Genomic DNA, 13,370 nt, shown 5'->3' with positions numbered 1-13,370 from the left:
CCCAGGTGCTCAGGCGGCCCAGAGGCCGCGGCTGCGGTAGACGTCGCGCAGCACGCCGACGTGGTCGGTCATGATGCCATCAACACCAAGATCAAGTAACTCGTGCATCTCGGCAGGTTCGTCGATCGTCCAGACATGCACCTGCAACCCGAGTCGATGCGCCGTACGCAGAAACCGGCGGTCGGCCAGCGGCAGCCGGCCGTAGCGCACCGGCACCTGGGCGGCCACCACGGACGGCGGCAGCCGCAGCTCTCGCCCGGTCAGCGAGGCCCACCGCAGCCGGGCCACCCCCCGTACCCCCAGGCTGGTGGCGACCTGTTCCCCGGTCAACGCCCGCAGCCGACGCAGCCGGGCGTCGCTGAAGGAGGCGAGCAGCACCCGGTCACCGGCCCCGGTCCGGGTCAGGGCCTCCACCGTCGGGGTGGCCGCCCGGTCGGACTTGACGTCGATGTTGAACCGCACCTGCGGCCAGGCGGTGAGCACCTCGTCCAGCCGGGGCACCGCCGCGGCCCCGCCGACCCGCACCGTGGCCAGGTCCGCCCAGCGCAGGTCGGACACCCGGCCGGGCCGGCCGGTGACCCGTCGCAGGGTGGCGTCGTGGAACACCACGGCCACCCCGTCGGCGGTGGCCTGCACGTCGGTCTCCACGTACCGGTAGCCGAGGTCGATCGCGCGGGCGAAGGCCGCGGCGGTGTTCTCGTCGCCGTCGGCGGCACCACCACGGTGGGCGAAGGCCAGGGGAGTCGCGGCGTCCAGGTAGCGGGAACCGGGTGGCACGCTGCGCAGTATGCCCGGCCCCGAGGACCTGTCGGTGACCGGGAGATGACCAACCACCCACGGGGGGCGGTGTCAGTCTGCGGCGGTGCGGCGGCGATGCATCCGGGTGGTGTCTACCGGCCGCCCGGGGTCGACGTGCCGGGGCCGGTCGGGTTCGTCCAGGCGCAGCGGGGCGAGGGTGTCGGTGAGGGCGTCGATGATCCGGTCGGTGGCCAGCCGGGCCACGCCGGGACGGTCGGGGGACAGGTCGGCCAGCCGCACCGGTTCCCCGAAGTGCACCCGCACCCGGGGCCGACGCAGCAGGGCGCGGGCCACCCCACCGAGCAGCCCCTTGGGGGCCTGGTAGGGGAGCACCTCGTGGCTGCCCCACTGGGCGACCGGGATGACCGGGGCGCCGCTGGCCAGGGCCAGCCGGGCGGTGCCGGTCTTGCCGCGCTCGGGCCACAGTCCCGGGTCCAGGCCGATGCGTCCCTCCGGGTAGACCAGGATCACCGAGCCCGCGGCGGCCGCCGCTACCGCGTCGTCGAGTGCCCGATGCACCCCGCTGGTGCCCCGGTCCACCCGCAGGTGCCCGGCCGCGCGCATGGCCGCGCCGATCACCGGTGTCCGGAACAGTCCGCCGGTGGCCATGATCCGCGGGGCGATCCGCCGTTGCCGGCAGGCGGCGCTGAGCACGATCGGGTCGAAGGGGCTGATGTGGTTGGCGGCCAGGATCAGCGGCCCGCCGCGCAGGGCGGCGGGGATGTCGCCGGTGACCTCCAGCCGGGCCAGCAAGGCGACCGCGACACGGGCGAGTGCCTGCGCGGCACGCCAGATCAGCGGCGGCCGCCAGGGGGAGTGCACAGGGTCCACCAGCGGGATGGTCGCACGCCTGCGCCCGTCTGCTCGGACGGGGGCCGAGGAGACGCCATGACGGCCGGAGGCCGCCGACGGGTCCTCCGGCCCGAGGTGAGCAGGGTCATTGGTCCCGGGCCGGTACGGGCCCCTCGCCTCTGCACTTCCCTGTACGACGAGAGGTAGTATCTACTACGTCTTGTAGTATGAGCAGCATGGGGGTCGCAGGTGGACGCGTTGGACGTCGCCCGCTGGCAGTTCGGTGTCACCACCGTCTACCACTTTCTCTTCGTACCGCTGACCATCGGGCTGTCCGTCCTGGTCGCCATCCTGCAAACCCTGTGGCACCGCACCGGTAACGAGAAATACCTCAAGCTCACCAAGTTCTTCGGCAAGCTGTTCCTGATCAACTTTGCGATGGGTGTGGTCACCGGCATCGTGCAGGAGTTCCAGTTCGGCATGAACTGGAGCGACTACTCCCGCTTCGTCGGTGATATCTTCGGCGCCCCGCTGGCCATCGAGGCCCTGGTCGCCTTCTTCCTGGAATCCACCTTCATCGGCCTGTGGATCTTCGGCTGGGACCGGCTGCCCAAGCGCCTGCACCTGGCCAGCATCTGGGCCGCCGCGATCGGCACCAACCTGTCGGCCTACTTCATCCTGGCGGCCAACTCCTTCATGCAGAACCCGGTCGGCTACCGCTTCAATCCCGAGACCGGACGCGCCGAACTGACCGACTTCGTCGCCGTACTGACCAACAAGCTCGCCCTGATCACCTTCCCGCACACCATCGCCGGGTCCTTCCTGGTCGCCGGAAGCCTGCTGGTCGCCGTGGCCCTGTGGCACCTGATCCGCAACCGCGACAGCCCCGACACCCCGGCCTACCGGTTCGCCGCGAAGTTCGGCTCCTGGGTGACCCTGATCTCCGCCTTCGCCGTGTCCATCACCGGCGACATCCAGGGCAAGATCATGACCCAGGTGCAGCCCATGAAGATGGCCGCCGCCGAAGGCCTCTATCAGACCGAGAGCCCGGCCTCGTTCTCCGTACTGACCATCGGCAGCCTGGACGGCAGCCGCGAGCTGTTCGCCATCAAGATCCCCTACCTGCTGTCGTACCTCGGCACCGGCGACCCCAACGGCACCGTGCAGGGCATCAACGACCTCCAGGCCCTCTACAGCGCCCAGTACGGCCCCGGCAGCTACACCCCGATCATCCCGGTCACCTACTGGAGCTTCCGCTTCATGATCGCCTTCGGGATGGCCGCCGCCGCCATCGCCCTGGTGGTCCTCTGGACCCACCGCAAGGGCCGCACCACCCCCAACAGCAAGTGGCTGCTGCGCGCCGGGCTGGCCATGCCGATCCTGCCCCTGCTGGCCAACTCCTTCGGCTGGATCTTCACCGAGATGGGCCGGCAGCCCTGGATCGTCTTCGGCGAGATGCTCACCCGCGACGGGGTGTCCCGCAGCGTCTCCCTGGCCGAGGTCCTCACCAGCTTCGCGGCCTTCACCCTGATCTACGCCGTCCTGGCCGTCGTGGAGGTCAAGCTCCTGCTGCGCTACGCCAAGGCCGGGGTGCCCGACGTCAGCGACCACCCCGACCCTGACGACACCGACGACGACGCCGACCGTCCGCTCGCCTTCGCCTACTGACCCGGAGCCCCACCGTGGAACTGACCACCATCTGGTTTCTCCTCGTCGCCGTGCTGTTCACCGGCTACTTCATCCTTGAGGGCTTCGACTTCGGTGTCGGCATGTTGCTGCCCGTACTCGGTCGTGACGACCGGGAACGCCGGGTAATGATCAACACCATCGGGCCGGTCTGGGACGGCAACGAGGTCTGGCTGATCACCGCCAGCGGCGCCATGTTCGCCGCCTTCCCGGAGTGGTACGCCACCCTCTTCTCCGGCTTCTACCTGCCCCTGCTGCTGATCCTGCTGGCGCTGATCGCCCGGGGGGTCGCCTTCGAGTACCGGCACAAGCGCCCCGAGGCCCAGTGGAAACGACGCTGGGACGCCGCCATCTTCTTCGGCTCCCTCATCCCCGCCGTGCTGTGGGGGGTCGCCTTCGCCAACATCCTGCGCGGGGTACCCCTGACCGCCGACCACGAGTACGCCGGCGGCCTGTTCAACCTGCTCAACCCGTACGCCCTGCTCGGTGGCGCCACCACCGCGGCCCTGTTCGGAACCCACGGCGCGGTGTTCATCGCCCTGAAGACCGTCGGCGACATCCGGGAACGGGCCGCCGCCCTGGCCGTACGGCTGGGGGTCGGCACCGCCGTGCTCGCGGTGGCCTTCCTCAGCTGGACCCTGACCATCCGCTCCAGCACCGCCGCGGTGGTGTTCGCCGTCGGCGCCGCCCTGGCCCTGCTCGGCGGTCTGGCCGCCGCCAAGGTACGCCGCGAGGGCTGGGCCTTCACCGGCACCGCCGTGGCCATCGCCCTGGCCGTGGCCACCCTGTTCGCCGCGCTGTTCCCGAACGTGCTGCCCTCGACCCTGGACCCGGCCGGCACCCTGACCGCGGTCAACGCGGCCTCCACCCCCTACACCCTGAAGATCATGACCTGGGTGGCGGTGATCTTCACCCCGATCGTGCTGGCCTACCAGGGCTGGACCTACTGGGTGTTCCGCAAGCGCATCGGGGTCGCCCACATCCCGCAACACTGACCGGGCATCGGGCCGGGGGAGCACACCCCCGGCCCGATGCGGCACCATGACCCCCATGCCCCGCCTGCACACCCACACCTACGCCACCACGGTCACCTGGACCGGCAACCTCGGCACCGGCACCAGCGGCTACCGCGACTACCGCCGCGACCACGACATCACCGCCGAGGGCCACCCGCTGATCCCGGGCAGCTCCGACCCCACCTTCCGCGGCGACCCCACCCGCTGGAACCCGGAAGAGCTGCTGCTCACCGCCCTGTCCCAGTGCCACATGCTGGCCTACCTGCACCTCTGCGCCGACAACGGCATCGTTGTCACCGCCTATGTCGACCACGCCACCGGCACCATGACCACGGACAACACCGGCAGCGGCCACTTCACCGAGGCCCTCCTGCGCCCGCAGGTCACCGTCGCCGACCCGGACACCGTCGAGGCCGCCACCACCCTGCACGACGACGCCCACCGGGTGTGTTTCATCGCCAACTCGGTCAACTTCCCGGTCCGGCACCGACCCGTCACCCGCGCCACCTGACCGGACCTCACTATCGTCAGGGGCGTGCAGCCCACCATCCGGGTACTCCCCGACGAGGACCTTCCCGCCGCCTGGCAGCTCGGTCGCCTGACCTTCGGCTCCGACCCGCAAGCACCACCCCCGACCGCCCCACTCGCCGGGCGCACCAGCTACGGCGCCTACGACCGGGGTGGCACCCTCGTCGGCAAGGCGGTCGACCTGCATGACGAGCAGTGGTGGCGCGGGGCGACCGTACCGGCCGCGAGCGTCGCCGGGGTCGCCGTCGCCCCCGAGGCCCGGGGTACCGGGGTGGCCCGGGCCCTGCTGCGCGCCCTGCTGCACGGCGCCCACGAACGAGGCGCCGCCGTCAGCACCCTGTTCGCCACCACCACCGGCCCCTACCGGGCCCTGGGTTGGGAGATCACCGGAGAGCTGCGCACCCTCGACCTGCCCACGGTCGCGCTGCCCCGACACCCCCGCCCGGCACACCTGACCGTACGGGCCGGCACCCCCGCCGACCTGCCCGCCACCACCGGCCTGTACGAACGCCTGGCCCGGCACCGCAACGGTCTGCTCACCCGCACCCACCCCCGCTTCCACCTCGGCGAAGACCTGCCGTACGACGGGCTGACCCTGGTCGAACACGGCGACACCCTGGTCGGGTACGCCGGCTGGAACCGGGGCCGAGGCTACGGCCCGGAGGCCGTGCTGACCGTCGAGGACCTCCTCGCCGGCACCGCCGAGGCCGCCCGTACCCTCGTCGGGGTTCTGGCCAGTTGGCACAGCGTCGCTCCCACCCTGCGGCTGACCCCCCTGCCCGGCGACGCCGTCAGCGCCCAACTGCCCCTGGAACTGGCCCGGCAGCACGAACACGACACCTGGATGCACCGGCCGGTCGACGTCGTCCGGGCCGTGGAGACCCGAGGTTGGCCTGCCCACGTTCGCGGCCAGGTCACCTTCGCCCTGACCGACGATCTGGCCGAGTGGAACACCGGCACCTGGCAGCTCACCGTCGCCGACGGCCAGGCCCACCTGCACCGCAGCAGCACCGAGGCGGATCTGCACCTGAGTGTGCGCGGCTTCGCCCGCCTCTACACCGCCACCGGCACCGCCCGCACCCTGGCCGAGGCCGGCCTGCTGCACCACACCACACCCGACCCCGGCGCCTTGGACCTGCTGGCCGCCGGCCCACCCGCCCAGGCCCTGGACTACTTCTGAGCACAGCAGCGGGGTCCGGGGCCTGCACCCCGGACCCCGCTGCGACCCTTGCCGCTCAGCCCGCTTCGCGCAGCTCCGCCAGCCGGGCCTCGATCTCCGCCAGCTCCGCCCGCAGCTTCTCCGCCTGCTGCTCGGCCTCGGCCCGCTCGGCCGCCAGAATCTGCTCCACGGCCTCGTGCACCCCCGGCACGTCCACCAGGGCCACCATCCGCAGCGCCTCGGCCGGCTTCACCACGTACGGCTTGGCCAGCACCTTGCCGCCCTGCTGTGCGGCGACCGTCCACTCTCCCTCGGCGTAGGCCAGGGTCACCGTCAAACCCGACGGGGACTTGGGTTTGGTCGCCTTGACGGCCCGCCGCGCCGGCTTCGACTCCACTTTCGACTCCTCCTGCACGGTGGGTTCCTCCTGACGGGGCTGCGGCACCCGGTCCAACACGAACTCCGGCTCCGCCGCCACCGGCTCGACCGGCGTCGGCTCCACCTTGGCCTCCGCCTTGGCCTCCGCCTGCCGACGACCCGCGCCGCGCGGCGCCACCGCCAGGTCGGCGGGGGAGAAGGGCAACTCGTCGCGCCCGAACCGCACCACCACGAACTCGTCGGACACCGAGGGGTCGGTCAACTCGACCACCTGTCCCAACTGGCCGGCGATCTGACCCGCCGCCGCGGTGAACACCACCTTCGGCTTGCGGCCGGCGGCCAACGCCTCCCTGATGCCGCGTACCTCATCATCGGACAAACCCTGGTCAGCGGCACCCATCACACGACCTCTCCCTCGTACACATGTTCAGCCGCCTGCCTTGATACCAGCCGCCGCCGACAACCCGAAGATCAGCCCCGCTTCCGGGCGGGCTGCGTGACGCACGACGACCGGTGTGCCGGAGCACAGCACGCTGCCACCGCATCGACCGTCACGGTAACGTCGCCACCACCGCCTCGGGACAGGGGGAGCCGATGACACCGGTCACGGTCATCACCGGCGGCAGCCGTGGCATCGGCGCGGCCACCGCCCGCCGCCTGGCCGCCACCGGCCACCACCTGGCCCTCGGCTACCGCCGCGACAAGGTCACCGCCGAAGCCGTCGCCACCGACCTGCGCGCCACCGGGGTACGGGTCACCGCCGTGTGCGCCGACACCCGTGACCCCGACCAGGTGGCCGCCCTGTTCGAGGCCGCCGCCGAACTGGGCCCGATCACCGGACTGGTCAACAACGCCGGCGTCACCAGCCCGATCGGCTCCTTCGTCGACCTGCGCCTGGCCGATCTGCGCGAGGTCGTCGACGTCAACCTCGTCGGCTACGTCCTCTGTGCCCAGCAGGCCGCCCGCCGGATGAGCGAGGGCGGGGCCATCGTCAACATCTCCTCGGTCGCGGCCACCCTGGGCAGCCCCGGCGAGTACGTCCACTATGCCGCCGTCAAGGCCGCCACGGACGCCCTGACCATCGGGCTGGCCAAGGAGCTGGCTCCCCGGGGCATCCGGGTCAACGCGGTGGCTCCCGGCATCATCCGCACCGACATCCACGCCCTGTCCGGTCAACCCGACCGGCCCGAGCGTGCCGCCGGCCGCATCCCGCTGGGCCGACCCGGTGAACCCGAGGAGGTCGCCGCCGCGGTCGCCTGGCTGCTCGGCCCGGAGGCCTCCTACACCACCGGCGCCGTGTTGCGCGTCGGTGGGGGTCTGTGACCCCGGAGCGCCCGAGTCGGTCCCGCAGGCGCGCCTGAGGAAGGTGTCATGCCTGGTGGAACGGGGTATGCGCGCGCTCCGGAAGCGATCACGAATGGGTTGACCCGATCCCATCACAGCCCCTATCGTTCCTGTACGTAGAACGGCGTACGGCTCAGTCGAACGATTTGGTGGGTGCTGTGGTCGAAAAAGCTCTGGGCATCATCGTTCCACCGGCCAACCCGACGGTGGAGCCCGAGCTCCGCCGTCTGTTGCCGCTGGAGATCCGCTACCACGTGGCCCGGCTACCGGTCGTGGAGGGCCCCCTGGCGCAGCGGCTGGACCGGTACGCCGAACTGCTGCCGGACACCGCCGCCACCCTGCAGGGCATGGCGGTCGCGGCCACCTACAACGCCTGCACCGGCTGCTACTACCGTCCTGGGCGTACCGAGACCCGGCAGACCGACGACGCGGCGACCGCCCGACTCGGCAGCCCGGTGTTCGGCGCCGCCAGCGCGGTCCGGCACCTGCTCGACCGCCTCGGCGTACGCACCCTGACCCTGGTCTCGCCGTACCCGGCCTGGCTCACCGAGCAGGCGGCGGAGTTCTGGCGGCAGACCGGCCGTACGGTCGGCACCCCGGTGCCGGTGCCCGGCACGGGTGCCATCTACGACCTGACCTCGACCACCGTGCGCGACACCGTCCTGCAGGCGTTGCAGGCGCCCGAGGGTGGGTTCCCGCCCGGCCACGCGGTGTTGTTGACCGGTACGGGCGCACCCAGCCTGGACGCGCTCGACGAGGTCCTGCCGACCGCGCCGGTGCCGGTTCTGTCCTCGAACCTGGCCGGCGCCTGGCAACTGTTGGAGACCGCCGGGTTGACCCACCTGGCGGGCGAGTCGCCGAGCCCGGCGTTGCGGCATCTGGCCGCCGTCGTGGCCCAGTCCTAGATGACCGGATTCGTCGGCGACATCGCCGGCGGGAAGGAGTGAACGTGGCGCTCTCTAGCCACCCCGTGCAAGCACCGGTCGTCGTCCTCGGCGGCGGACCAGTGGGTATGGTTACCGCCCTGGCCCTGGCCCAACGCGACATCCCGGTGATCGTGCTGGAAAAGGGACCCGACGAGGTGCAGTCGGAGTGGCGGGGTTCGACCGTTCACCCGCCGACGACCGAACTGCTCGACGAGTTGGATCTGGCCGCCCCGATGCTCAAGGAGGCGGTCCGGGTACACCGGCTGGACTACCGCGACCTTGAGCTGCCGGAGACCGCCCGCTTCTCCTACGAGCTGCTGGAGGGCGAGACCCGCTACCCCTTCCGGCTTCAGTACGAGCAGTACAAGCTGGTCCGGCTGCTGCGTCAGGCGGTGGCCGAGGCTCCGAACGTGGACATCCGGTTCGGCCACGAGGTCGTCGGGCTCAGCCAGGACGACGACCAGGTCACCCTTGAGGTCGCGGTCGACGGCACCCGCAGCGAGGTGACCTGCCGCTGGGTGGTCGCCGCGGACGGCGCGCACAGCATCGCCCGCAAGCTGCTGGAGGTGCCCTTCCCCGGCTTCACGTACCCGACGATGAGCCTGGTCGTGGCCACCCCGTTCCGGTTCGAGGACGCGGTGCCGGACCTCGGCGCGGTCGGCTACTGGTCCGGCCCGCGGGGCCGTTTCTCGCTGATCCGGACCCCGGACATCTGGCGGGCGGCGCTGTCGACCGGCACCGGGGTCGACGACGAGCCGCCCTCGGGCACCCACCCGGACTTCCTGGCCGCCGTGGCGCTGCTGCTCGGTGACCGGCCGGACGCGTCGGAGCTGCCGCTGAGCCAGCACCAGATGTACCGCAGCCACCAGCGGTTGGCCGCCTCCTTCCGCATCGGACGGGTGCTGCTGGCCGGCGACGCCGCGCACCTGAGCAGCACCACCGGGGGCATGGGGCTGAACTCCGGCATCCACGACGCGGTGGCGGTCGCCGCCGCGCTGGCCGAGCCCGACCAGGACGCGGCCACCGCGGCGTACGCGCAGCGCCGTCGGTCCATCGCCGAGCAGTTCGTGCAGCCGACCACGACGGAGAACCGCACCTCGGCCGACGGGGTGGAGTTGTCCGGGCGCCGCGAACGGCTGGTTCGCCTGCGGGCGTTGGCGGAAAACCCCGAGGACGCCAAAGAGTATCTGCGTCGTGTCAGTATGCTCGGCATCCAACACTGAGCGTCGGCTAGCGCGGATTCCCGATCGGACCGTGCGCCGGCGTGCGGCAAGGTGTACGACGATTCGCGGCCGAATGGGAGAGCAGCGGTGCCGGTGATGGAACCAGCGGACGGTCACCGCTACACGACAAGTGGCCTCGGGCGTGCGCTGGCCGTGATCGATCTGCTCGCCGAGAGCAGCCCGGAGATGATCGGGGTGTCCACTGTCGCCCGGGAGTTGAATCTCCCCAAGGCGGTGGCGCACCGCATTCTCAAGGAATTGACCGCCAACCAGTTCGTCACCTTCGACGAGGGCACCCGGCGATATCGGCTGGGACCGGGTGCCCTGGCGGTCGGTCTGGCGGCGTTGCGCGCCATCGACGTGCAGGCCGTCACGAACCGTCACATGCGACGGTTGTCCGAGGCCACCGGGGAGACCGCCACCCTGTCGATGCGGCAGGGCTGGATGCGGGTCTACACCGATCAGGTGCTCTCACCGCACGAGATCCGGATGTCGGTGACCCTGGGTTCCCGACATTCGCTGCTCGCCGGGTCGTCGTCCAAGGCGATCCTGGCGGCGTTGCCCGATGCCGAGGTGGCCGAGTATCTGGCCGGCCATGAGCTGGTCTCGCTGACCGCCGCCACCATCACCTCCGTGGAGCAGCTCTGGGCTGACCTGCGGCAGATCCGGCAGCAGGGTTACGCGGTCAGCCGGGGTGAGCGACAGGCCGGCGCCGCCAGTGTGGCCGCAGCGATCCACCTGGCCTCGGGTGAGGTCTACGGTTCCCTGTCGCTGTGCGGCCCCCAGGACCGCTTCTCACCACGTCTGCTGACCGAGTACGGCGACCTGGTGGCCGACGCCGCCCGCCAGGTCAGCGCGGAGCTGGGCTATCAGCCCGCCGCCGCCATCCCTGCTCCGGCTGCGGCGGAGCAGGGGGAGCGTCGGCGGGCGGTCCGGCGTCAGCCGACCCGGTCCGCCGCGGACCAGGCCGACAGCAGCTCGGCCGAGGTCGTGGTCTCGCAGAAGTAGAACCCCAGGTTGCGGATCGCCGCCTCGGCGAGGTCCGCGCGGGTCCAGCCGACCAGGTCGGTCGGCATCGTGGTGGCCAGATCGGCCATGTACGCCTCCCTGATGGTGGAGTCCACGCACACGTTGGCCGCCGTGCCGACCACGACCACGTGCTCGCGTCCGTGCGCCCGCAGCAGGTTGTGCAGGGGAGTCCCGACGAAGGCGCTGTAGCGCGTCTTCTCCAGGTGGCAGTCACCCGGCTCCGGCCGCAGCCCCTCGGCCAGCTCCGCGCCCCAGGAACCGGCGGCGCAGACGCTGAGCGGACTGCGTCCCATCGCCACGGCTCGGGCCCTGCGGGCCGGTGAGACGAGCTGCTCGTGGGCGGCCTGCCGGACCCACACGATCAGGCAACCGGCGGCCCGTGCCGGGTCCAGGAAGCTCGGCAGACGGCGGGCCAGATCGGCGTTGACGCTGACGTCGGCACCGAGGGCCGCCATCGCTCCGGCGGGGGAGCAGAAGTCGTTCTGCATGTCGATGACCAGCACCGCAGTACTTTGCGCGGGGTAGTTCATGGGGGTTGCTCCCGATTCGGGGGATTTATGGGGAACCAATCGGACTCAGTCCGGCCTCCCGGACCATTGACCTTGCCGCCGAACATAGCTTACGTTCGCACCAACAGAACGGCGTACTGCACAAGCGAACAATCTCGCGATAATTGCGGGCCCGGTGGGCGACAGGGGATTCCATGAGTGCAATCAAAGTGGAGGGCGTCAGCAAGGTCTTCGCCGGCGCCGGCGGGCAGTCGATGCTCGCTCTGAGTGAGGTCTCGCTCGACATCGCCGACGGTGAATTCGTCGTGCTGCTCGGTCCCTCCGGCTGCGGCAAGACCACCTTGCTGCGAATCATCGGTCAGTTGGAGAGCCCCACCGTGGGACGGGTCAGCCTCGACCACGGTGACCAGCCTGAGCGCGCCGACCGGCCGCTGGGGTTCGTCTTCCAGGAGGCGACCCTGATGCCGTGGCGCACCACGGCCGCGAACGTCGCCCTGCCGCTGGAGATGGCCGGCATGGGTCGGCAGGAGCGCGCGGCGAAGGTCCGCGAGATGCTGACCCTCGTCGGGCTGCCCGAGGCGGAGCACAAGTACCCCCACCAACTGTCGGGCGGTATGCGGCAACGGGTCTCCATCGCCCGTGCCCTGGCGCACGACCCCCAGGTGCTGCTCATGGACGAACCCTTCGGCGCCCTGGACGCGCAGACCCGCGACATGATGAACGTGGAGTTGCAGCGCATCTGGCTGGAGAACCGCAAGACGGTCGTCTTCGTCACCCACTCCGTCTCCGAGGCGGTGTTCCTGGCCGACCGCATCGTGATGCTGGGGACCAAGCCCGGCCACATCCACTCCATCACCGAGGTGACGCTGCCCCGGCCGCGCACCGTCGACATGACCGAGTCCGCCGAGTTCCGCCACCTGACCGCCGAGCTGCGCCGTCAGATCGGCGAGGTGCAGGACAGCGAAGCCCGCCCCGCCATCTCGGCCTGACCCGTACTTGAGGTGTCCACGTGACCACTACTGATCAGCGCCAGTCGGCGCCGAAATCGGCTTCCGCAGACCTCCTGCGGCCCCCACCCCCGACCTGGTCGCAGCGACTGCGCAACAACCGCTGGCTGTCCTTCTACACCAGCCCGCTGCTGATCGCGCTGTTCCTGCTGGCCTGGAAGCTCTACGTCGAGCTCACGGACCTGTCCCGGTTCGTGCTCCCGCCGCCGGAGGCGGTGTTCTCCTCCTTCATCGAGCAGATCACCGACCCCTTCGTCTGGAAGACCCACGTCTGGACGACCTTCTACGAGGTCATGATGGGCCTGACCCTGGCGATCGTGCTGGGTGTCGGCCTCGGCCTGATGATCGGCAAGTCCCCCCTGTTCGACCGGATCACCCGACCCTTCATCGTCGCCACCCAGGTGGTGCCGAAGGTCGCGCTGGTGCCGCTGTTCATCCTGTGGCTCGGCTTCGGTCCGTCGTCCAAGGTGGTCATGGCCGCCCTGCTGGCCTTCTTCCCGCTGCTGATCAACACCTCGTTCGGCATCCGGTCGGTGCCCGGCTCCATGCACGACCTGATGACCACCCTGAAGGCCTCGCGCTGGGAGCGGTTCTGGCGTGCGGACCTGCCGTACACCATGCCCTTCATCCTGGCCGGCATGGAGCTGGCGGTCGTGCAGGCCACGATCGGCGCGATCGTCGGTGAATACCTCGGCGGCGACAAGGGCCTCGGCCGGTACGCGGTCAACCTGCAGAACGGCCTCCAGGTGGACAAGCTGTTCGGCGCCATCCTGATCATGGCTCTGTTCGGCTTCACCCTCTACAGCATCGTCACCGGCGCCCGCCGGCTGCTGATCCCCTGGCACGAGTCCGTGCAGCCGCGTCGCACCCCCTGACCGGCCGCACCTCTCGTTCCAGCCGCCCATCCGTATCCCTGTCGGCGCCGCGACGCGGCGCGGGCGGACCTCTCCTTGCCTCATATCCCTCACCCCCCAT

General features: G+C 70.7%; 14 protein-coding genes. 10 read left to right on the top strand and 4 right to left on the bottom strand.

Features of this window, described 5'->3' with window-relative positions; genetic code table 11:
• Positions 1 to 9: 9 nt before the first annotated feature.
• A complete protein-coding gene (locus OIE53_RS08005; protein ID WP_327025944.1) occupies positions 10 to 777 on the bottom strand; it encodes a glycerophosphodiester phosphodiesterase in 768 nt (255 codons plus the stop codon).
• Between the two features lie 72 nt (positions 778 to 849).
• Positions 850 to 1,629, bottom strand: a complete 780-nt coding sequence (locus OIE53_RS08000) for a lysophospholipid acyltransferase family protein (RefSeq protein ID WP_327025943.1) — start codon at positions 1,627 to 1,629, stop codon at positions 850 to 852.
• A gap of 210 nt (positions 1,630 to 1,839) precedes the next feature.
• On the opposite strand from OIE53_RS08000, the gene OIE53_RS07995 reads away from it, so the two are divergent.
• Genes OIE53_RS07995 through OIE53_RS07980 form a run of 4 tightly spaced genes read left to right on the top strand, consistent with a single transcriptional unit; the run spans position 1,840 to position 6,000 of the window.
• Positions 1,840 to 3,258, top strand: coding sequence for a cytochrome ubiquinol oxidase subunit I (locus OIE53_RS07995; protein ID WP_327025942.1), 1,419 nt, complete (start codon positions 1,840 to 1,842; stop codon positions 3,256 to 3,258).
• A gap of 14 nt (positions 3,259 to 3,272) precedes the next feature.
• Positions 3,273 to 4,271 carry a cytochrome d ubiquinol oxidase subunit II gene (gene cydB / locus OIE53_RS07990; RefSeq protein WP_327025941.1) on the top strand — a complete coding sequence of 333 codons (999 nt, stop codon included), beginning with the start codon at positions 3,273 to 3,275 and terminating at the stop codon, positions 4,269 to 4,271.
• Positions 4,272 to 4,317: 46 nt separating this feature from the next.
• Complete coding sequence (locus OIE53_RS07985) at positions 4,318 to 4,803, top strand: OsmC family protein (protein ID WP_327025940.1); 486 nt, start codon at positions 4,318 to 4,320, stop codon at positions 4,801 to 4,803.
• A gap of 24 nt (positions 4,804 to 4,827) precedes the next feature.
• Entirely contained in the window at positions 4,828 to 6,000 is a 1,173-nt protein-coding gene (locus tag OIE53_RS07980) for a GNAT family N-acetyltransferase (RefSeq protein WP_327025939.1), read from the top strand.
• 55 nt (positions 6,001 to 6,055) lie between these two features.
• On the opposite strand, the gene OIE53_RS07975 is transcribed toward OIE53_RS07980, so the two are convergent.
• Entirely contained in the window at positions 6,056 to 6,757 is a 702-nt protein-coding gene (locus tag OIE53_RS07975; protein WP_327025938.1) for a hypothetical protein, read from the bottom strand.
• A gap of 194 nt (positions 6,758 to 6,951) precedes the next feature.
• On the opposite strand from OIE53_RS07975, the gene OIE53_RS07970 reads away from it, so the two are divergent.
• The 4 genes from OIE53_RS07970 to OIE53_RS07955 all read left to right on the top strand — a co-directional run bounded on the left by OIE53_RS07970 (position 6,952) and on the right by OIE53_RS07955 (position 10,858).
• Positions 6,952 to 7,680 carry an SDR family oxidoreductase gene (locus OIE53_RS07970; RefSeq protein ID WP_327025937.1) on the top strand — a complete coding sequence of 243 codons (729 nt, stop codon included), beginning with the start codon at positions 6,952 to 6,954 and terminating at the stop codon, positions 7,678 to 7,680.
• Between the two features lie 179 nt (positions 7,681 to 7,859).
• Positions 7,860 to 8,606, top strand: a complete 747-nt coding sequence (locus OIE53_RS07965) for a maleate cis-trans isomerase family protein (RefSeq protein ID WP_327025936.1) — start codon at positions 7,860 to 7,862, stop codon at positions 8,604 to 8,606.
• Positions 8,607 to 8,650: 44 nt separating this feature from the next.
• Complete coding sequence (locus OIE53_RS07960; RefSeq protein WP_327025935.1) at positions 8,651 to 9,850, top strand: FAD-dependent oxidoreductase; 1,200 nt, start codon at positions 8,651 to 8,653, stop codon at positions 9,848 to 9,850.
• 96 nt (positions 9,851 to 9,946) lie between these two features.
• Positions 9,947 to 10,858 (top strand): IclR family transcriptional regulator, encoded by a 912-nt coding sequence (locus OIE53_RS07955; RefSeq protein WP_327025934.1) that lies wholly within the window; start codon positions 9,947 to 9,949, stop codon positions 10,856 to 10,858.
• On the opposite strand, the gene OIE53_RS07950 is transcribed toward OIE53_RS07955, so the two are convergent.
• The gene (locus OIE53_RS07950; protein ID WP_327025933.1) at positions 10,789 to 11,409 is read right to left on the bottom strand and encodes a cysteine hydrolase family protein; all 621 of its coding nucleotides are present in this window, start codon (positions 11,407 to 11,409) and stop codon (positions 10,789 to 10,791) included. The two genes, OIE53_RS07955 and OIE53_RS07950, sit on opposite strands and share 70 nt — an antisense overlap.
• Positions 11,410 to 11,582: 173 nt before the next feature.
• Here OIE53_RS07950 and OIE53_RS07945 point away from each other — a divergent pair, with 173 nt between their 5' ends.
• Complete coding sequence (locus tag OIE53_RS07945; protein WP_327025932.1) at positions 11,583 to 12,377, top strand: ABC transporter ATP-binding protein; 795 nt, start codon at positions 11,583 to 11,585, stop codon at positions 12,375 to 12,377.
• Positions 12,378 to 12,397: 20 nt separating this feature from the next.
• On the top strand, positions 12,398 to 13,270 hold the full coding sequence (locus OIE53_RS07940; protein WP_327025931.1) for an ABC transporter permease: 873 nt from the start codon (positions 12,398 to 12,400) through the stop codon (positions 13,268 to 13,270).
• The last annotated feature ends 100 nt before the right edge of the window (positions 13,271 to 13,370 follow it).

This window comes from Micromonospora sp. NBC_01739, assembly GCF_035920385.1.
Lineage (GTDB): Bacteria > Actinomycetota > Actinomycetes > Mycobacteriales > Micromonosporaceae > Micromonospora.
The sequence above is the reverse complement of the archived record's forward strand: the minus strand, read 5'-3'. Positions and strand labels throughout refer to the sequence as shown.